The organism is Paenarthrobacter sp. TA1.8 (genome assembly GCF_048595705.1).
Lineage (GTDB): Bacteria > Actinomycetota > Actinomycetes > Actinomycetales > Micrococcaceae > Arthrobacter > Arthrobacter nitroguajacolicus.
The window spans coordinates 966,719-986,589 of sequence record NZ_CP184287.1; the positions used below are offsets into that span (position 1 = coordinate 966,719).

9 protein-coding genes and 3 rRNA genes are annotated in these 19,871 nt (G+C 60.7%); 10 read left to right on the forward strand and 2 right to left on the reverse strand.

The genetic code is table 11. The features are described 5' to 3' along the window. Position 1 precedes the first annotated feature (1 nt). The 6 genes from ACNAOT_RS04740 to ACNAOT_RS04765 all read left to right on the forward strand — a co-directional run bounded on the left by ACNAOT_RS04740 (position 2) and on the right by ACNAOT_RS04765 (position 10,805). Positions 2 to 3,664 carry a 1,4-alpha-glucan branching enzyme gene (locus tag ACNAOT_RS04740; RefSeq protein ID WP_420180218.1) on the forward strand — a complete coding sequence of 1,221 codons (3,663 nt, stop codon included), beginning with the start codon at positions 2 to 4 and terminating at the stop codon, positions 3,662 to 3,664. Positions 3,665 to 4,181: 517 nt separating this feature from the next. After that, a 16S ribosomal RNA gene (locus ACNAOT_RS04745) occupies positions 4,182 to 5,702 on the forward strand. Positions 5,703 to 6,251: 549 nt separating this feature from the next. Further along, positions 6,252 to 9,394: ribosomal RNA gene (locus tag ACNAOT_RS04750) — 23S ribosomal RNA — on the forward strand. Between the two features lie 164 nt (positions 9,395 to 9,558). After that, positions 9,559 to 9,675: ribosomal RNA gene (gene rrf / locus ACNAOT_RS04755) — 5S ribosomal RNA — on the forward strand. The 16S, 23S and 5S rRNA genes sit together here, the layout of an rRNA operon. 121 nt (positions 9,676 to 9,796) lie before the next feature. Further along, positions 9,797 to 10,291 (forward strand): SRPBCC domain-containing protein, encoded by a 495-nt coding sequence (locus ACNAOT_RS04760; protein WP_420180219.1) that lies wholly within the window; start codon positions 9,797 to 9,799, stop codon positions 10,289 to 10,291. 55 nt (positions 10,292 to 10,346) lie between these two features. Further along, entirely contained in the window at positions 10,347 to 10,805 is a 459-nt protein-coding gene (locus ACNAOT_RS04765) for a GNAT family N-acetyltransferase (protein ID WP_420180220.1), read from the forward strand. Positions 10,806 to 10,812: 7 nt separating this feature from the next. On the opposite strand, the gene ACNAOT_RS04770 is transcribed toward ACNAOT_RS04765, so the two are convergent. Next, complete coding sequence (locus ACNAOT_RS04770; protein WP_091465519.1) at positions 10,813 to 11,835, reverse strand: LacI family DNA-binding transcriptional regulator; 1,023 nt, start codon at positions 11,833 to 11,835, stop codon at positions 10,813 to 10,815. 20 nt (positions 11,836 to 11,855) lie between these two features. Beyond that, positions 11,856 to 13,634 carry a glycoside hydrolase family 13 protein gene (locus ACNAOT_RS04775; protein ID WP_420180221.1) on the reverse strand — a complete coding sequence of 593 codons (1,779 nt, stop codon included), beginning with the start codon at positions 13,632 to 13,634 and terminating at the stop codon, positions 11,856 to 11,858. A gap of 207 nt (positions 13,635 to 13,841) precedes the next feature. Between ACNAOT_RS04775 and ACNAOT_RS04780 the strand changes: the two genes are divergently transcribed. The 4 genes from ACNAOT_RS04780 to ACNAOT_RS04795 all read left to right on the forward strand — a co-directional run bounded on the left by ACNAOT_RS04780 (position 13,842) and on the right by ACNAOT_RS04795 (position 19,815). After that, positions 13,842 to 15,140, forward strand: a complete 1,299-nt coding sequence (locus ACNAOT_RS04780) for a sugar ABC transporter substrate-binding protein (RefSeq protein ID WP_420180222.1) — start codon at positions 13,842 to 13,844, stop codon at positions 15,138 to 15,140. A gap of 96 nt (positions 15,141 to 15,236) precedes the next feature. Further along, positions 15,237 to 16,895 carry an ABC transporter permease subunit gene (locus tag ACNAOT_RS04785; protein ID WP_420180223.1) on the forward strand — a complete coding sequence of 553 codons (1,659 nt, stop codon included), beginning with the start codon at positions 15,237 to 15,239 and terminating at the stop codon, positions 16,893 to 16,895. After that, a complete protein-coding gene (locus tag ACNAOT_RS04790; protein ID WP_091465525.1) occupies positions 16,895 to 17,830 on the forward strand; it encodes a sugar ABC transporter permease in 936 nt (311 codons plus the stop codon). Before ACNAOT_RS04785 ends, ACNAOT_RS04790 begins: the two co-directional genes overlap by 1 nt. Before the next feature lie 2 nt (positions 17,831 to 17,832). Next, on the forward strand, positions 17,833 to 19,815 hold the full coding sequence (locus tag ACNAOT_RS04795; RefSeq protein ID WP_420180224.1) for a glycoside hydrolase family 13 protein: 1,983 nt from the start codon (positions 17,833 to 17,835) through the stop codon (positions 19,813 to 19,815). The last annotated feature ends 56 nt before the right edge of the window (positions 19,816 to 19,871 follow it).

Below are 19,871 nucleotides of genomic sequence, written 5' to 3' on the forward strand. Positions count from 1 at the left end.
GATGAGCAAGGAAAACTTGAACCCCTCCATTGAAGGACTTCTCCGGAGCTGGCTGCCAGGCAAGCGCTGGTTCCCGGTCAAGAGCCCCGACTTTGCGCTGGAGCAGGTGGGCGCTTTCAGGCTGCCGGCTACCGGCAGAGATACCGGGCTGGAAGTTGTGCTGCTGGCGGTGACCCACAGGACAGCCGACGGCGGTTCCCGGACCGACGTCGTCCAGGTTCCGTTGAGTTACCGAAGCAAGCCCCTGGCGGATGCCCCCGCCGCTTTGTTGGGCGAATTTACCGATCCTGACCTAGGGCTACAGCTCGTGTACGACGCCGTCTACGATGCGGACTTTGTTACTGCCTGGCTGGAACTCATGCGAACTGAAGGGAAGGTGGGTGGTGCCCAGGGGCACCTCTCGCGTAGCCGTGTGGCCCTTCCGAAAACACCCCTCTCCGTCAAGGTCCTGTCCGGCGAGCAGTCCAACACATCCGTCATTATTGACGACGGCGACTCCGCGGCGATCGTCAAAATCTTCCGGGTGCTCGCTGCCGGCAAGAATCCCGAAGTGGAACTTGGGGCGGCCCTGACAGCAGCGGGAACCAGTGAGGTTCCCGCGACGCTGGGCTGGATTAGCGGCTCGTGGGAGGGGCCGGCGTCGAGCGGGTCCATGGCGGCCACGGGCGAGCTGACTGTCGCCCACGAATTCCTTGCCGGCGGGATGGATGCTTGGCGCCTGGCCGTAGAGGCAGCCGCAGCCGGCAAGGATTTCACGGCAGAAGCCCGCGGTCTCGGCGCTGCTACTGCCACGGTTCACGCCAGGCTCGCAGAAACCTTCGGCACCCAGGACGGACAGGAACAGGGGCCGGACATCATCGCGACTGTAGCGAGGCGTGTCCGCGGCTCCTGGGCGGAAGCCTCGTCCGCCGTCGGGCCTTATGACGAGAACCTCGATGAACTGCTGGCGGCCCTGGATCCACGGGACGTCGGCCAGTTGCAACGCGTCCACGGCGACCTCCATCTGGGACAGATCCTCTTGGTTCCCGGCGCTGAGGGGCAGCCGGGACGATGGGCCATCCTCGACTTCGAAGGCGAGCCGCTCCGGACCATCGATGAACGCAATACTCCCGATTTGCCGCTGCGGGACGTCACGGGCATGCTGCGTTCATTCGATTACGCAGCCGGTGCCGCCACGCGCGAAAACGAAAAAGCGGCCGTCAAAGTGCCTGAAACCTGGGTGGATGACTGCGCTGCCGCGTTCCTTGAGGGTTACAGCGAAGTCACCCCCGGAACCATAGACCGCCGCTCGCCGCTCTTTGTGGCATTGTGGCTGGACAAGGCCTTATACGAGGTTGTTTACGAGTTGCGGAACCGGCCCGACTGGCTGTCGATCCCGGTGAACGCATCGCGACGAATCCTCGACAACACAAGCCGCGGCAAGCATGCGGCAGCTACAGCGGAAGGTAATGACATGACTGGCTCTGCACGCACCGAACGGCCCCGAGTTCCCCTGCACGTGGACTCCGAGACCTTGGAACGCGTGGCCGCCGGCGCTTACCACGCGCCGCATTCTGTACTTGGCGCGCATTTGGACGATCATGGCCACGTCACTATCCGTACGGTGAAACACCTGGCAAAGTCCGTGGTTGCAGTGACTGAAGCCGGCCGCACGGAAATGACCCATGAGGCCCACGGCGTCTGGACTGCAGTCTTGGAACCGCTGCAGGCCGGCCACGTGCCGGACTACCGTTTGGAAGTGGTGTACGACGTCGAACCCGTCACCATCGATGACCCGTACCACTACTTGCCTACCGTAGGTGAGGTGGACCTGCACCTGATCGGCGAAGGTCGCCACGAGCGCCTATGGGATGTCCTTGGCGCGCACGTCCAGCACTACCGCTCTGCGTTGAGCGAGGTGGACGGAGTCTCGTTCGCTGTCTGGGCTCCGAACGCCCAAGCCGTCCGGGTGAAGGGCGACTTCAACGGGTGGGATGGCCGCTCCCACGGGATGCGCTCCCTGGGTTCCTCCGGTGTGTGGGAACTCTTCATCCCGGGCGTTGTAGCAGGGGCGTGCTACAAATACGAGATCCTCACCAAGGCCGGTCACTGGGTGGAGAAAGCAGACCCGTTGGCTTTCGGCACCGAGGTCCCGCCGCTGACTGCTTCGCGCGTGGTAGACGCCAGCTACCGGTTCAAGGATGCGGAATGGATGAGTGCCCGTGCCCAGAAGGACCCGCACAACTCGCCCATGAGCGTTTACGAAGTTCACCTGGGCTCCTGGCGGCTTGGCCTTGGCTACAAGGAACTCGCCAAGGAACTCGTTGAGTACGTGAAGTGGCTTGGGTTCTCCCACGTTGAGTTCATGCCCGTCGCGGAGCACCCCTTCGGTGGTTCGTGGGGCTACCAGGTGACGTCCTACTTCGCGCCGACCTCACGATTCGGGCACCCGGACGAGTTCCGGTTCCTGGTGGATTCACTCCACCAGGCCGGCATCGGCGTCCTCCTCGACTGGGTGCCCGCACACTTCCCCAAGGACTCCTGGGCGCTGGCTCAGTTCGACGGCCAGCCGCTGTACGAGCACTCAGACCCCGCCCTGGGCGAACACCCCGACTGGGGAACCTTGATCTTCGACTTCGGACGCAGCGAGGTCCGCAACTTCCTGGTGGCCAACGCCCTGTATTGGCTGGAGGAATTCCACATCGACGGCCTGCGCGTGGATGCCGTTGCCTCGATGATCTACTTGGACTACTCCCGTGAAGAAGGGCAGTGGAGGCCCAACAAGTTCGGCGGCCGCGAGAACCTCGAAGCCATTTCCTTCATGCAGGAAGTCAACGCCACCGTCTACAAGTCCCACCCCGGCGCCATCATCATCGCCGAGGAATCCACGGCCTTCCCTGGTGTCACGGCGCCCACCAACCACGGCGGGCTGGGCTTCGGCCTCAAATGGAACATGGGCTGGATGCATGATTCGCTCAAGTACATCTCCGAAGACCCCATCAATCGCAAGTGGCACCACGGCACCATCACGTTCTCCATGGTCTACGCCTTCACCGAGAACTTCCTGCTGCCCATCAGCCACGACGAAGTAGTTCACGGTAAGGGCTCCATGCTTCGCAAGATGCCAGGTGACCGCTGGCAGCAGCTGGCAAACCTGCGTGCGTTTTTTGCCTACCAGTGGGCGCACCCGGGCAAGCAACTGATCTTCATGGGGACGGAGTTCGGCCAGGAAGCCGAGTGGTCCGAACAATACGGATTGGATTGGTTCCTTGCCGATATCCCTGCGCACCGTGGACTGCAGCTTCTGGTCAAGGACCTCAACGAGCTCTACACGTCCACGCCGGCGCTTTATCAGCGGGACAACGAAGCCGGCGGGTTCCAGTGGATCAATGGCGCAGATGCCGATCACAACGTGCTGACTTTCATCCGCTGGGATCAGGATGGCAAACCGCTGGTTTGCGCAGTGAACTTCTCGGGCGGTCCTCACAAGGACTACATCCTCGGAGTGCCGGCAGCAGGGGAGTGGACAGAAGTCCTGAACACGGATTCTGAAACGTACGGCGGCTCGGGAGTTGTCAACGCAGGAGCCTTGAAGGCTTCAACGCCCGGAACTGATGGCCAGCCGGCAGCTTTGACCGTCACGCTTCCCCCTCTTGGGGCTTCCTGGTTCACACCGGCTGAGTAGTTCCTGAGGACTGGGGAGGGCCCGAGGCTTTGGCTTCCGGGCCCTCTTTCCTGTGTTTTTTGGGGCGTTCCGCCCGTGTTTCCGGGGATTTTGCTTGACGGAGGGAGCGTGTCGCTGCCGGGTTTTGCCATCTCGGGGAAGTAGGGGTATAGTTAGTACCCGCGCTGGTCCCCGAGTGGAGATCGCCACGCAGACAAGATACCGCAAGGAAAAATCAAGTCATGCTGGCCGATTTGACTCCGAGAGATCCAGCCGGTAAGTTTGAAAAGTTGCTCCGGAGCGATCCTGGCCCCTTGTGGGGGGTTTGGTGGTGCCGGGTGTGTCTGTTGTTTGAGAACTCAATAGTGTGCCAAGTTTGTTGATACCGATTGTTTTATCAATTGGTTGAAATTATGGCTGGATCATTGCGCACCCCCGTGTGTGGTGGTCTGGTTTTCAGCTGGTTTCGAATTTTGTGCAGCCGTGTTCGCCGTTATTTCCGGTGGGTGTGGTTGTGTCTGTTTGGTTTTGTTTTACTTCAACGGAGAGTTTGATCCTGGCTCAGGATGAACGCTGGCGGCGTGCTTAACACATGCAAGTCGAACGATGATCCCAGCTTGCTGGGGGATTAGTGGCGAACGGGTGAGTAACACGTGAGTAACCTGCCCTTGACTCTGGGATAAGCCTGGGAAACTGGGTCTAATACCGGATACGACCATCTGGCGCATGTCATGGTGGTGGAAAGCTTTTGTGGTTTTGGATGGACTCGCGGCCTATCAGCTTGTTGGTGGGGTAATGGCCTACCAAGGCGACGACGGGTAGCCGGCCTGAGAGGGTGACCGGCCACACTGGGACTGAGACACGGCCCAGACTCCTACGGGAGGCAGCAGTGGGGAATATTGCACAATGGGCGCAAGCCTGATGCAGCGACGCCGCGTGAGGGATGACGGCCTTCGGGTTGTAAACCTCTTTCAGTAGGGAAGAAGCGTAAGTGACGGTACCTGCAGAAGAAGCGCCGGCTAACTACGTGCCAGCAGCCGCGGTAATACGTAGGGCGCAAGCGTTATCCGGAATTATTGGGCGTAAAGAGCTCGTAGGCGGTTTGTCGCGTCTGCTGTGAAAGACCGGGGCTCAACTCCGGTTCTGCAGTGGGTACGGGCAGACTAGAGTGCAGTAGGGGAGACTGGAATTCCTGGTGTAGCGGTGAAATGCGCAGATATCAGGAGGAACACCGATGGCGAAGGCAGGTCTCTGGGCTGTAACTGACGCTGAGGAGCGAAAGCATGGGGAGCGAACAGGATTAGATACCCTGGTAGTCCATGCCGTAAACGTTGGGCACTAGGTGTGGGGGACATTCCACGTTTTCCGCGCCGTAGCTAACGCATTAAGTGCCCCGCCTGGGGAGTACGGCCGCAAGGCTAAAACTCAAAGGAATTGACGGGGGCCCGCACAAGCGGCGGAGCATGCGGATTAATTCGATGCAACGCGAAGAACCTTACCAAGGCTTGACATGAACCGGAAAGACCTGGAAACAGGTGCCCCGCTTGCGGTCGGTTTACAGGTGGTGCATGGTTGTCGTCAGCTCGTGTCGTGAGATGTTGGGTTAAGTCCCGCAACGAGCGCAACCCTCGTTCTATGTTGCCAGCGCGTTATGGCGGGGACTCATAGGAGACTGCCGGGGTCAACTCGGAGGAAGGTGGGGACGACGTCAAATCATCATGCCCCTTATGTCTTGGGCTTCACGCATGCTACAATGGCCGGTACAAAGGGTTGCGATACTGTGAGGTGGAGCTAATCCCAAAAAGCCGGTCTCAGTTCGGATTGGGGTCTGCAACTCGACCCCATGAAGTCGGAGTCGCTAGTAATCGCAGATCAGCAACGCTGCGGTGAATACGTTCCCGGGCCTTGTACACACCGCCCGTCAAGTCACGAAAGTTGGTAACACCCGAAGCCGGTGGCCTAACCCTTGTGGGGGGAGCCGTCGAAGGTGGGACCGGCGATTGGGACTAAGTCGTAACAAGGTAGCCGTACCGGAAGGTGCGGCTGGATCACCTCCTTTCTAAGGAGCTGCTAACAACTGGTTGCTGTGCCTGCATGGGTGTGGTGGTGGTTGTCAGTGTTGCCCATTGCGCAGGCGTCTGTTCTGCGGTGGGTGCTCATGGGTGGAATATCAACGAATCAAACTTGTTTGGCATGGCCTTCACCGGTTGTGTCCTGGTGCCAGTACGGCAACCCGTGTCCCCTTTTGGGGGGTGTGGTGTTGTGTGGAACGCGTCGGGGCGTGGTGTGTGTGGGGTTGTGTTTGGCGCACTGTTGGGTCCTGAGGCAACAGGACCTTTTTGCAGCAATGCGGAGAGCATCTTCTGGTGTTTCTTTTGTTCCTGCTTCCGGTACTTACCATCGTGTCCCCGTTCGTGGGGTGGTGGTGGTCTGGTTGACGGGGTTGTTGTTTGAGAACTACATAGTGGACGCGAGCATCTAGAACACACACGTGTGTGTGTTCTTACAGCAATTTCTTATGAATGAACCTGGCCCTTGTGGTCATGGTTCTCTCGAATAGATGATGCATCGTAGACCGGCGGCCCTTTGGGGTTGTTGGTTTGTGTGTGGTCAAGTTTTTAAGGGCACACGGTGGATGCCTTGGCATTAGGAGCCGAAGAAGGACGTAGGAATCTGCGATAAGCCTGGGGGAGTTGATAACCGAGCGTTGATCCCAGGATGTCCGAATGGGGAAACCCCGCACAACGCTGTGAGGTGATTGTGTGACCCGCATCTGAACACATAGGGTGCGTGGGGGGAACGCGGGGAAGTGAAACATCTCAGTACCCGCAGGAAGAGAAAACAATAGTGATTCCGTTAGTAGTGGCGAGCGAACGCGGATCAGGCTAAACCGTTTCCATGTGTGATAGCCGGCGGGCGTTGCATGGGCGGGGTTGTGGGACTTTCCGTTCTGGTTCTGCCGGACCAGTGAGGTGAGGTGCAGGCATAGGTGAACGGTCTTGAAAGGCCGGCCAGAGAGGGTGTGAGCCCCGTAACCGTAATGTTGTGCACGGCCTGGGGAGTATCCCAAGTAGCACGGGGCCCGAGAAATCCCGTGCGAATCTGTCAGGACCACCTGATAAGCCTAAATACTTCCTAATGACCGATAGCGGACCAGTACCGTGAGGGAAAGGTGAAAAGTACCCCGGGAGGGGAGTGAAACAGTACCTGAAACCGTGTGCTTACAATCCGTCGGAGCCAGTCTGATTCTGGTGACGGCGTGCCTTTTGAAGAATGAGCCTGCGAGTTAGTGTTACGTCGCGAGGTTAACCCGTGTGGGGTAGCCGTAGCGAAAGCGAGTCTGAATAGGGCGAGTGTAGTGGCGTGATCTAGACCCGAAGCGGAGTGATCTACCCATGGCCAGGTTGAAGCGACGGTAAGACGTCGTGGAGGACCGAACCCACTTCAGTTGAAAATGGAGGGGATGAGCTGTGGGTAGGGGTGAAAGGCCAATCAAACTCCGTGATAGCTGGTTCTCCCCGAAATGCATTTAGGTGCAGCGTTGCGTGTTTCTTGCCGGAGGTAGAGCTACTGGATGGCCGATGGGCCCTACAAGGTTACTGACGTCAGCCAAACTCCGAATGCCGGTAAGTCAGAGCGCAGCAGTGAGACTGTGGGGGATAAGCTTCATAGTCGAGAGGGAAACAGCCCAGACCACCAACTAAGGCCCCTAAGCGTGTGCTAAGTGGGAAAGGATGTGGAGTTGCGAAGACAACCAGGAGGTTGGCTTAGAAGCAGCCATCCTTGAAAGAGTGCGTAATAGCTCACTGGTCAAGTGATTCCGCGCCGACAATGTAGCGGGGCTCAAGTACACCGCCGAAGTTGTGGATTTCACATAATGCCCTAGCCTTCGTGGTTCAGGGGTGTGGAGTGGTAGGGGAGCGTCGTGTGGGCAGTGAAGTCGCGGTGGAAACCAGCGGTGGAGCCTACACGAGTGAGAATGCAGGCATGAGTAGCGAAAGACGGGTGAGAAACCCGTCCGCCGAATGATCAAGGGTTCCAGGGTCAAGCTAATCTGCCCTGGGTAAGTCGGGACCTAAGGCGAGGCCGACAGGCGTAGTCGATGGACAACGGGTTGATATTCCCGTACCGGCGAAAAACCGCCCATGCCAAGCGGGGGATACTAACCGCCCGGAGCCTGCCCGCTCACCCTTGTGGTGTTGTGGGTTTTGGCCGAGCGCGGGACCTGATCCCGGGAGGTAAGCGTATTAACAGGTGTGACGCAGGAAGGTAGCCGGGCCGGGCGATGGTTGCCCCGGTCTAAGGATGTAGGGTCAGGGATAGGCAAATCCGTTCCTGTGTGTTTCGAGCACGATCCTGAGATCTGATGGGACCCCCGTATGGGGGGATCCGGTGATCCTATGCTGCCAAGAAAAGCATCGACGCGAGGTTTTAGCCGCCCGTACCCCAAACCGACACAGGTGATCAGGTAGAGAATACCAAGGCGATCGAGAGAATTATGGTTAAGGAACTCGGCAAAATGCCCCCGTAACTTCGGGAGAAGGGGGGCCTGCCCCGTGATGGAGACTTGCTCTCCGTGAGCGGGTGTGGGCCGCAGAGACCAGGGGGAAGCGACTGTTTACTAAAAACACAGGTCCGTGCGAAGTCGCAAGACGATGTATACGGACTGACTCCTGCCCGGTGCTGGAAGGTTAAGAGGACCGGTTAGCCACTTGTGGCGAAGCTGAGAATTTAAGCCCCAGTAAACGGCGGTGGTAACTATAACCATCCTAAGGTAGCGAAATTCCTTGTCGGGTAAGTTCCGACCTGCACGAATGGAGTAACGACTTCCCCGCTGTCTCAACCATAAACTCGGCGAAATTGCAGTACGAGTAAAGATGCTCGTTACGCGCAGCAGGACGGAAAGACCCCGAGACCTTTACTATAGTTTGGTATTGGTGTTCGGAGTGGCTTGTGTAGGATAGGTGGGAGACGTTGAAACCCGGACGCCAGTTCGGGTGGAGTCATCGTTGAAATACCACTCTGGTCACTTTGGACATCTAACTTCGGCCCGTGATCCGGGTCAGGGACAGTGCCTGATGGGTAGTTTAACTGGGGCGGTTGCCTCCTAAAAAGTAACGGAGGCGCCCAAAGGTTCCCTCAGCCTGGTTGGCAATCAGGTGTCGAGTGTAAGTGCACAAGGGAGCTTGACTGTGAGAGAGACATCTCAAGCAGGGACGAAAGTCGGGACTAGTGATCCGGCGGTACATTGTGGAATGGCCGTCGCTCAACGGATAAAAGGTACCTCGGGGATAACAGGCTGATCTTGCCCAAGAGTCCATATCGACGGCATGGTTTGGCACCTCGATGTCGGCTCGTCGCATCCTGGGGCTGGAGTAGGTCCCAAGGGTTGGGCTGTTCGCCCATTAAAGCGGTACGCGAGCTGGGTTTAGAACGTCGTGAGACAGTTCGGTCCCTATCCGCTGCGCGCGCAGGAAATTTGAGAAGGGCTGTCCTTAGTACGAGAGGACCGGGACGGACGAACCTCTGGTGTGTCAGTTGTACTGCCAAGTGCATCGCTGATTAGCTACGTTCGGATGGGATAACCGCTGAAAGCATCTAAGCGGGAAGCTCGCTTCAAGATGAGATTTCCATACACATTATGTGTGAGAGGCCCCCAGCCAGACCACTGGGTTGATAGGCCGGATGTGGAAGCGAGGACTAAAGACTCGTGAAGCTGACCGGTACTAATAGGCCAACAACTTACACCACACACAACACACTGCACGCGTCCACTATGTGGTTCCCGAACAACAACCCGCTTGTTCCAGGAACAAAACACAACTAAATAACAACACCACAGTTGTAACCACCACAGATTTCCCACCCCGAAAAAACGCCCACACCAGGCAAACCACGGGGACGGGTAACAAGGTTACGGCGGTCATAGCGTGGGGGAAACGCCCGGTCCCATTCCGAACCCGGAAGCTAAGACCCACAGCGCCGATGGTACTGCACCCGGGAGGGTGTGGGAGAGTAGGACACCGCCGGACATAATTTGAGAAGAGCCCCGACCACGAAGGTCGGGGCTCTTTGCATTTAACCGTCCCGCTTGAGCGAAGCCGTCCTGTTTAACCCAAGTGAGTGCCTTCTGCCCCGGTAGAGTTGGTGGTCATGGAAAACCTCTTCAGCCACCCCGAGTCGGAGCCCGAGTCGTCCCAGCAGGACAACGATGCTTTGGAGCCCTTCATCATCACCGTCGTGGTCCCCACCAACGTCTCACATGCCTTCCAGGGATTCACGGATCACCCACACCTCTGGTGGCCGCTGGACCAAGAGAGCGTGTTCGGCGAGGGGTCACATGTTGAGTTCGAAGAGAACCTGATCCTCGAGACGGCCGAGGACGGACGTACCTCCGTGTGGGGAACCATTGACGATTGGCAGCCGCCATTGTCTTTCCACGCCAGCTGGTATCCCGCGAGCACACCCCTTTGGTCCACCGAGATCCGTGTATCGTTCAGGGCCGTGGAAGAGGGCACTGAGGTTCGCTTGGTCCACGACGGGTGGGAGGGCGCCGAAGACCCCGCGGCCTCGCGCGCGTCCTACGCCGAGGGTTGGCCCCGTGTCCTGGAGCGCTACGTGAGATTCATGGGCGGAGCAGTTGCCTAGGATCCGCAGGCTCCACGCGAAAGATTGGGCCCTGTTAAGGGCCGTCCGCCTGGAGATGCTCAGAGATACGCCCATGGCCTACGTGGAAAGCCTGGATGCTGCGCGCCGGCAAACGGACACCCAGTGGCAGGAGCGTGCTGCCGCGATGTCCGGGGACGCCAGCGTCACCCTGATTGCCGATGGCGGCGAAGACGGCAGCAGATTCTGTGGCCTGATGCGCGTGGTGGTCAAACACCCCCAGAGCCCGGAGAAACCGCTGCAGGCTATGCTGATCAGCGTGTATGTCGCACCCGAGCATCGCGGGCTGGGACTGGCCGACGAACTCCTCAATGAGGCGTGCAAGGCCGCAGTGGAAGACCTGGCAGCGGAAAGCATTGAGCTTGGGGTGCATGAGGACAACTCAAGGGCACTGGCGTTCTACAGGCGTCACGGATTCGAGACAACGGGTGCCAGCCGGCCTTATCCGCAGGATACGTCAAAGCTGGAGCTCGTGATGGAACGGCCGCTGCCCTAGGAACGTCCTAGGATGTACCGGGCCTAGGCACAGCGGTACTTGTCCGCACCACCAGCCTGGTGGGGTGCTCCGTGTCTGCGGGTTCCAGAACCAGCCCGTTGTTGATGGCACCCAACAGGGTCCGGACAGCCAATGCCCCCTGCCCTTTGGCATCCTGGTCGATGGTGGTCAAGCCAAGGACATTGCCCAGGTCATGCCCGTCGATGCCCATGACGGAGAGATCGTCCGGGATGCGCAGGCCGAAGTCCCGGGCGGCAAGGATGGTGCCAATGGCCATTTCGTCTGACGCTGCGAAAACGGCCGTGGGGCGTTCCGGTGCGCTGGCCAGCAGTTGCCTCGCAGCCGCGTAGGCGCCTTCTATGGTGAAGTCCGCGGAAACGATCCATTCGGGCCGGACCGGGCAGCCGGCGTCGTTCATTGCCTTTTCAAAACCGCTGCGGCGGGTTCCCGGCAGATGGAAGTCTTGGTCGTAGGCTTCATTGCCGGTGATGTGCGCTATCTTGGTGTGCCCCAGACCCAGCAAGTGGTTAGTGGCTTTCAGCGCGATCCCGGAGTCGTCGATCCTAATGGTGGATGCTCCCGGTAAGGGCCCGCCGATACCCACTATGGGGCGGTGCACCGCGTGAAGCTGCTCGATTTCGTCTTCGCTAAGCTCCAGGGATACTGCGATGACCGCATCCACCCGCTTGCGGAGCAGAAAGTCGCTGAAGACGCTCTGCCGGTGTGCGGGGTTTTCACCAATGTTGTACAGGGTGAGGTCGTAGCCGGCCTCAAGCAATGCCGCTGAGGCGCCCTCGATCACCGCTGAGAAGAACCAGCGGTGGACCGAGGGCACCACCAAGCCGACATTGTGGGTGCGCCCGGAGGCCAGGCTCGACGCATGGTAGGAAAGCACGAATCCCAACTCGGCAGCTGCGGCACGGGCACGTTCGCGGCTTGTGGGGGAGACATTGCCCTTCCCGCTCAGCGCCCGTGAGACCGTGGCAACGGACAGCCCTGCTCGCTCGGCTACGTCCTTGATGCCGGTCATGCTGCTCCTTGGTGGAAAAGTTAGCTGGCCGTGAGCCAGATTGTCTCCCCCGAGCCTAGTAGATCAACGCCTGGTAGATCAGCGCTTGGTATGACGGTGCCTGGTAGATCAGCGGCGCTGCCTTCTCCAACGGAGCTCCGCAGGATCGTTTCGCCGGCCGGAAGTGGCATGGCCTCAGCGCCGACGTTCATGATCACCAGGGTGTTGCCGTTGAGGTAGGCGAGCGAGGTCTCACTGCAGTAGTCCTCCACCCAGGCGAGGGAGCCCTCGCCCAGACGGTGCGTGGCCCGGAGGGCGAGCATCCGGCGGTACAGGTTAAGGTGCGACGCCGGATCAGACTCTTGCTTGTCCCTCGCCAGCGCGGGCCAGGACTCGGGCTGGGGCAGCCAGGGGTCCATGCCGCTGCCGAACCCGGTGTGAGGTTCGGTCGAACGCCAGGGGAGCGGCACACGGCAGCCGTCGCGGCCGATGCGGGCTCCGCCGGTGCGGGCGAACGTGGGGTCCTGGCGCATGCTGCCGGGAATGCTGGAGGAGTCGGGTAGGCCCAGCTCTTCGCCTTGGTAGAGGTACGCGCCGCCGGGAAGTCCGAGCATGAACATGGTGGCTGCGGCAGCGCGTCGTCGTCCGAGTTCTTCGTTGGGCTGCATGTCATCAGGCCCAATGCCGTCACCGTCGCGGGGCCCTGGTCCGTCGTAACCGAAACGGGACACGTGCCTTACGACATCGTGGTTGGACAACACCCAAGTGCTCGGGGCACCCACGGCGTCCAGCGAGACCAGCGAGTCGGTGATGATGTGGCGGAGGCGGTTCACATCCAATCCTGCGTGCAGGTAGGGGAAGTTGAAGGCCTGGTGCATTTCGTCGGGACGGACCCACTGTGCCAGCCGGGGGAGCGGGTCGACGTTGGCTTCGGCGCACAGGATGCGGTCCGGTCCGTACTCTTCCAGGATGGAGCGCCAGCGGCGATAGATATCGTGCAGGGCGGGTTGGCCGAACATCGGCGCATCCTGGCCCGGGAAGCCGTCGGAGCTGTTGCCGTCTGCACGCCCACCCCAGTTGGGGAGGCCAGCGGCCTTGACCAGCGCGTGGGCAACGTCCACCCGGAAGCCGGAGATGCCGCGGTCCAGCCAGAAGCGGAGAACGCGTTCAAACTCAGCATGGACGGCAGGGTTGTCCCAGTTGAAGTCCGGCTGTGAGGAGTCGAAGAGATGCAGGAACCACTGGCCGGGCTGACCGTCAGCTTCGATGATGCGTGTCCACGCCGGGCCGCCGAAGTGCGATTGCCAGTTGTTGGGTGGCTCGTTGCCGTCGGGCCCTTGACCATCACGGAAGATGAACATGTCCCGCTCCGCGCTGTTGGCGCCGGCAGCAAGTGCTGCTTGGAAAGCGACGTGCTGGTCAGAACAGTGGTTGGGGACGAGGTCCGCGATGACGCGCAGGTTGAGCCTGTTGGCCTCTGCGATGAGGGCGTCGAAGTGGTGCAGGGTGCCGAAGAGGGGGTCGACGTCGCAGTAGTCGCTGACGTCGTATCCTGCATCGCGCTGGGGTGAGCGATAGAAGGGGGATAGCCACACGGCGTCGACCCCCAATGCCGCCAACTGCGGCAGTTCGGCAGTGATGCCAGCCAAGTCGCCTACGCCGTCACCGTTGAGGTCCCGGAAGGACCGCGGATAGATCTGGTAGATCACGGCGGAACGCCACCATCCGTGCGCCATTGAGGCGTCGTGGACCGGGGTCACATGCGTGAAAACAGTGGTGGGCTCGGGGCTCGCGACCGAGAGCAAGGAATCAACGGACATGAACACATCGTAGAAGACAAATCTAAAAGTTGTAAACGTTTCCAGTCCCAAGGATGCTGTCTTTGCGCTACTCGGGAGGGGTGGGCTTTTCAAATATGCTGCGGGCCCTGTAGTGTGTGGAAGCGCTTGCAGTTGTGAGCCATGTCACCGGCGAAGAGGCGGGCCTCAAGCCCTTGCCGTCGAAGCAAAAGAACGAAAGGGACACCAATGAAGGTGCACAATACCCTCGCGACTCACACCACCCGGCGCGTTTTCGCCACCGGGGCGCTCTCCGTGGCCGCAGCCCTGGCACTGAGCGCGTGCGGTGGAAGCGCCTCCACCGCACCGAGCTCGGAAGCCGCAAAACCGGATCTCAAGGCGGCAGGAGCCGGTGTCATCACCATGTGGGTGGACGCCGAGCGTTCCCCGGCATTGAAGGACATCACGGAGAAGTTCAAGTCCGATACCGGCATCGAGGTGAAGCTCGTGGTCAAGGACTTCGCCGCCGTGCGCGACGACTTCATCACCCAGGTGCCCACCGGGCAGGGGCCTGACTTGATCGTCGGACCCCACGACTGGATTGGAAAGTTCGTCCAGAACGGTGTGATCGCACCCGTCGAGCTGGGTGACAAAGCCGGACAGTTCCAGGATTCCTCCATCAAGGCCATGACCTACAACGGCGCTGTCTATGGCGTCCCTTACGCCATCGAAAACATTGCCCTCCTACGCAACACCAGCATCGTGGACAGCAAGGCTGCCACCTTGGACGAAGTAGTGGCGAACGGCAAGAAGGCCGTGGCAGATGGCAAAGCCACTTTCCCCTTCCTGGTGGGCATGGACCCGAAGCAGGGCGATCCGTACCACCTGTACCCGCTGCAGTCCTCCATGGGCTCACAGGTCTTCGGTAAGAACGCCGACGGCGAATATGACGCCAAGCAGCTCCTCATCGGTGACGCTGCCGGCGTCGAATTCGCCAAGAAGCTGGCCGCCTGGGGCGATGCCGGCGAGAAGATCATCAACTCCAACATCACGGGTGACATTGCCAAGGAGAAGTTCCTGGCCGGCGAATCCCCGTACTTCGTGACGGGCCCGTGGAACGTTCCGGATGTCCAGAAGAAGGGCATCAAGTTCTCCGTAGACGAGCTGCCCACCGCCGGCAACGAGCCTGCCCAGCCGTTCATCGGCGTCAACGGCTTCTTCATCAGCGCCAAGAGCGCCAACGCCTTGGCCACCAACGAGTTCGTCACCAACTACCTCACCTCCGAGTCGGCTCAGGACTCCATGTATGCAGCAGGAGGACGGCCTCCGGCCCTCAAGGCGTCATTCGACAAGGCCGCCAGCGATCCCGTGGTGGAGGCATTCGGCAAGATCGGTGCCACCGGCGTTCCCATGCCGGCCATCCCGGAAATGAGCGCGGTGTGGGCTGACTGGGGTGCTACCGAACTGGCCATCATCAAGGGCCAAGGCGATCCGGCTGAGGCCTGGACCAAGATGGCCGACAGCATCAAGTCCAAGATCGGCGGCTAGCACCGCAACCGGATAACTCCACCGGTCTGCCCGGGCCGGGCGGCACTCCACCGCCCGGCCCTGCCTGCCGCCAACCGCTTCACCCAAGGATCCACAATGCCAAAACCAGATCTCCGCGAACTGCCCTCCAGCCAAGGCCATGCGGCCCCGGCCGAGCATTCCAGCAGCAGGACCGGCCGTCCAGCGAAGCCCGCACGTCCAGCCAAGCCCACACGCCATCCGGATTCCCTCAAGGGCACCATCCTCAAAGTTGTCCTGCTGGGACTTGTGGACGCCTTCGCGGTGTATGTCCTGATGATGCTTTTCCTCAGCCAGTCGTGGGCTGCGCTGGCAGTGTCGTCGTTGGTGGTCCTGGCTATTAACTGGATCTACCTGCGGAAAGGCGGGCTGCCGGCCAAATACCTGGCCCCCGGGGTCCTGTTCCTGCTGGTGTTCCAGGTCCTGGTGGTGGTATTCAGCGGTTACATCGCCTTCACCAACTACGGCGATGGGCACAACAGCACTAAGGACGATGCCATTTCGGCCATCCAGCTGACAGCGCAGAAACGCGTCCCGGATTCGCCTGCTTACAAGGCTTCCGTGCTGACCAAGGACAACGAGTTCTATCTGCTGTTCACCGATCCGGCAGGGAAGGCGCAACTCGGTAGTAGCGAAGATCCGCTCGCCGAAGCCCCGGACGCCGGCAAAGACTCAACGGGCAAGGCCAACTCCTTGCCGGGCTACCAGGCGATGAAGTTCCAGGAGATCGTGGCCAACCAGCAGGAGATCCTGAAGATCACGGTCCCGGTTTCGGACGACCCCGCCGATGGAACGTTGCGCACAGCAGACGGCAGCACGGCGTACCAGTTCAAGCCGGCGCTCAACTACGACGCCGCTACGGACACCTTCGTGGACACCGAAACCGGCGCGGAATACCGCGACAACGGCAAGGGCGCCTTCGCCAATGCCAACGGAGAAACATTGGCCACCGGCTGGAAGATCGATGTCGGTATGGACAACTTCGTCCGGGCCTTCACGGATCCCAGCCTTCGCGGTCCGCTGGTGGGCGTGATCCTCTGGACGTTCACCTTCTCCATCGCGTCCGTCGCGCTCACCTTTGTGATGGGCCTCTTCCTGGCAATGACCTTCAACCGCGAGGACCTCAGGGGAAAGAAGGTGTACCGGATCCTGATGATCCTTCCCTACGCTTTTCCTGCCTTCCTGTCCGGCCTGGTATGGTCCGGCATCCTCAACCCCGAGTTCGGCTGGCTGAACCAAACCTTGCTCGGCGGCGCGAACATTGGCTGGCTGACGGACCCCGTCCTGGCCAAGATCAGCGTGCTGGTGGTCAACGTGTGGCTTGGTTTCCCTTACATGTTCCTGGTCTGCACCGGCGCCCTGCAGTCGCTGCCGTCCGAAATCGACGAGGCAGCCCGCATGGATGGAGCCTCCGCTTGGCGGGTGTTCCGTTCCATCAAGCTACCGCTGCTGCTCGTGTCCGTGGCGCCGCTGTTGATCTCTTCCTTCGCCTTCAACTTCAACAACTTCAACGTCATCTACATGCTCACCGGCGGTGGGCCGCGCTTCGCGGACACTGATCGCGATATCGGTTCCACCGACATCCTCATCACGCTGGTGTACAAAGTCGCGTTCGGCCAAGGCACGGGCCGCGACTACGGCCTGGCCAGCGCGCTCGCGATCATCATTTTCATCATCGTGGCCACCATTTCGGCCATCAGTTTCAAGCAGACCAAAGCACTCGAGGACGTGAACTGATGAGCGTACGCACCCTGGCCTCCAGCAAGGAAACAACAACGGTCGACGGCGGCCCGTCGCCGCTGACGCAAAAGCGCCGTCCCTTTGGGGTCTGGTTCAAAGACAAAGGCTGGCGGCATGTGGTGGGCATCGTCACCACCATCTTCGCCGTGTTCCCGCTGCTCTACGTGCTCTCCGCTGCCCTGGATTCCAACGGCACCCTTGTGGGTTCCAACGGGCTGTTCTCCAGGTTCGACACCGGTAACTTCGTGGCACTCTTCAGCGACCCCACCCGCCCCTTCGGCCGCTGGTTCGTGAACACGTTGGTGGTAGGTACGGTAACGTCCGCCGCTACCGTTTTCCTCGGTGCCATGGCCGCGTACGCTTTCTCCCGCATGCGCTTCAAGGGCCGCCGGATGGGACTCCTGACCCTCCTCCTGCTGCAGATGTTCCCGCAACTGTTGGCCGTCGTCGCGATCTTCCTGCTCCTCAGCGGGATCTCGCAGGTAATTCCGGCCTTGGGGCTGGGCAGCCAACTGGGCCTCATCATGGTGTACCTGGGCGGAGCGCTGGGTGTGAACACCTACCTTATGTACGGGTTCTTCAACACAGTCCCGCAGTCACTGGATGAGGCCGCCAAGATCGACGGCGCCAGCCACGTGCAGATCTTCTTCGGAATCATCCTGCGACTGGTCACGCCCATTCTGGCGGTTGTGGGTCTCTTGGCCTTCATCGGCATTTCCAGCGAGTTCGTCATCGCCAGCGTGGTGCTGACCGATCCGGACAGCCAGACGCTCGCCGTCGGGCTTTACTCCTACGTGGCCCAGCAGCGCTCCGAGAACTGGGGCGTATTCGCGGCCGGGGCTGTGATCGCAGCGATCCCGGTCATGGCACTGTTCCTCTTCCTGCAGAAATACATCGTCAGCGGACTTACCGCCGGATCAGTGAAAGGCTGACCATGCCAATCGCCCTTCCGCACCACGACGGCTCGAGCCTCTTCGTATCCAACACCGCACCCGGGCCTGTGTCCCTCGGCGACACCGTTCGCCTCCGGGTCCGCGTACCGCAGGGCTGGGGACCGGCGTCGAAAGTCTGGGTCCGTTCTGTCCAGGACGGTGAGCCCCGCTACGATGCCGCATTCCGGCTCGGCTCCGCCGATGGCTGGGACTGGTGGGAAGCGGCGATGCTGGTGGCGAACCCGGTGGCCAAGTACCGCTTCCTGCTGGAAGTCACTGACACGCACGACGACGGTGCTGCCGCCGGCACGCCGACTGGTGGCGCACTGGTTGGCACTACCGTCGGGCGGCGCTACTGGAACCTCAACGCCCAAGGCCTGTTCGCCCGGGACGTTTCGGATTCAGCAGACTTTAGGCTGACGGCGTTCGCCCCGGCGCCGGAGTGGCTGGGCAAGGGCACCATGTATCAGGTATTCCCGGACCGGTTCGCCCGATCCACCCAAGCGGACGGACACCCCACGCCAGAGTGGGCCATCGCTTGCTCCTGGGATGCCCTGGTGGTGGGAACGGGCGAGGAAGCCTCCACACAGTTCTACGGGGGAGACCTCCCCGGGATCACGGGCAACCTGGACCACCTGAAGGAACTGGGCGTGGACATCCTCTATCTGACGCCCTTCTTCCCTGCACGTTCCAACCACCGCTACGACGCTTCCACCTTCGATTCCGTGGATCCGCTCCTGGGTGGTGACCAGGCCCTGGTGGATTTGGTTGAAGCCGCACACGCGCGGGGCATCCGCGTCATGGGGGACCTCACCGCGAACCACTCCGGCGCTGCCCACGAATGGTTCGTCAAAGCGCTCGCCGATCCTGGATCAGAGGAAGCCGGCTACTACTACTTCAGCCCGGACCATTCCAGCTATGAGTCGTGGTGGGGAGTGCCGTCGCTACCCAAATTCAACTGGTCCTCGGAAGCCCTCCGCCGGCGTTTCGTGACGGACCATGATTCCGTGGTGTCCCGTTGGCTTAAGCCGCCGTTCAACCTGGATGGATGGAGGATCGACGTCGGCAACATGACGGGACGCCTTGGATCTGTGGATCTCAACCATGAAGTTGCCCGGCTCATCGCTGACCGTGTGCGTGAAATCAACCCGAACGCGGCCCTGCTCGCTGAGTCCACATCCGATGCCGCCCCCGACGTTACTGGTGAGCACTGGCAGGGTGCCATGACGTACTCCAACCTCACCCGGCCGCTATGGTCCTGGCTCGCGAAAGACGCGCCGAACGTAAACTTCTTCGGCTCACCCCAGTCGGGGCCCAACAGGATCTCCGCTGAAGATTTCCTTGTGACGCACCAAGACCTCGCAGCGGGATTTAGCTGGGCTGTGCGACAAAACAACATGAACGCGCTCAATACGCACGACACAGCGCGGGCAGCAACGGTAATGGTCGACGGCGGCCCGGCAGTGGGCGCGGTGCTCACCTTCTGCCTGCCGGGAGTTCCGGTGTTGTTTGCCGGCGATGAATATGGATTCGAAGGGTTCAACGGCGAGGACTCCAGGACTCCCATGCCGTGGGCTGAGTCGGGATCGGAAGGGGAGCCGGCCCCTGTGGTCGAGCATCGCGTGGTTAAGGACTTGCGATCCGTCTACGCAAGCCTCGGGCGGCTCCGCAGGGAAATGCCCGCGCTGACTGAGGGTGGTGTGCGATGGCTGCACGCAGAGGGCGACGCCATGGTCTTTGTCCGGGAAACCATGGAGTCTTCAGTGCTGGTCTTCGTCTCGAGGGATGCTGCCCAAGTGGTCCTCGACGATTCGGTTCTCAGCGACGCGCAGCTTAGGGCGTTGCTACTGCCGCCCCTGCACCACTCCGGCACGGTGGCATCGGCAACTGCCGGTCCATCCGGCGTCGAAGGTGTTTGTCTACGCTCGGAAGGTATCTCCGCAGGAATCTGGGCGATCCCCGGAACCCCGCTTCCCTTGGACTAAAGGTTGCCCGATGCCCCGCCGGTGCTGGCTAGACTGGCAAGGAAAAGACTGCGAAG

Coding starts and splice junctions, on each gene's coding strand:
- ACNAOT_RS04785 (WP_420180223.1), top strand. CDS start 15,237: ATGCCAAAACCAGATCTCCGCGAACTGCCCTCCAGCCAAGGCCATGCG.
- ACNAOT_RS04795 (WP_420180224.1), top strand. CDS start 17,833: ATGCCAATCGCCCTTCCGCACCACGACGGCTCGAGCCTCTTCGTATCC.
- ACNAOT_RS04765 (WP_420180220.1), top strand. CDS start 10,347: ATGCTCAGAGATACGCCCATGGCCTACGTGGAAAGCCTGGATGCTGCG.
- ACNAOT_RS04790 (WP_091465525.1), top strand. CDS start 16,895: ATGAGCGTACGCACCCTGGCCTCCAGCAAGGAAACAACAACGGTCGAC.
- ACNAOT_RS04740 (WP_420180218.1), top strand. CDS start 2: ATGAGCAAGGAAAACTTGAACCCCTCCATTGAAGGACTTCTCCGGAGC.
- ACNAOT_RS04775 (WP_420180221.1), bottom strand. CDS start 13,634: ATGTCCGTTGATTCCTTGCTCTCGGTCGCGAGCCCCGAGCCCACCACT.
- ACNAOT_RS04770 (WP_091465519.1), bottom strand. CDS start 11,835: ATGACCGGCATCAAGGACGTAGCCGAGCGAGCAGGGCTGTCCGTTGCC.
- ACNAOT_RS04760 (WP_420180219.1), top strand. CDS start 9,797: ATGGAAAACCTCTTCAGCCACCCCGAGTCGGAGCCCGAGTCGTCCCAG.
- ACNAOT_RS04780 (WP_420180222.1), top strand. CDS start 13,842: ATGAAGGTGCACAATACCCTCGCGACTCACACCACCCGGCGCGTTTTC.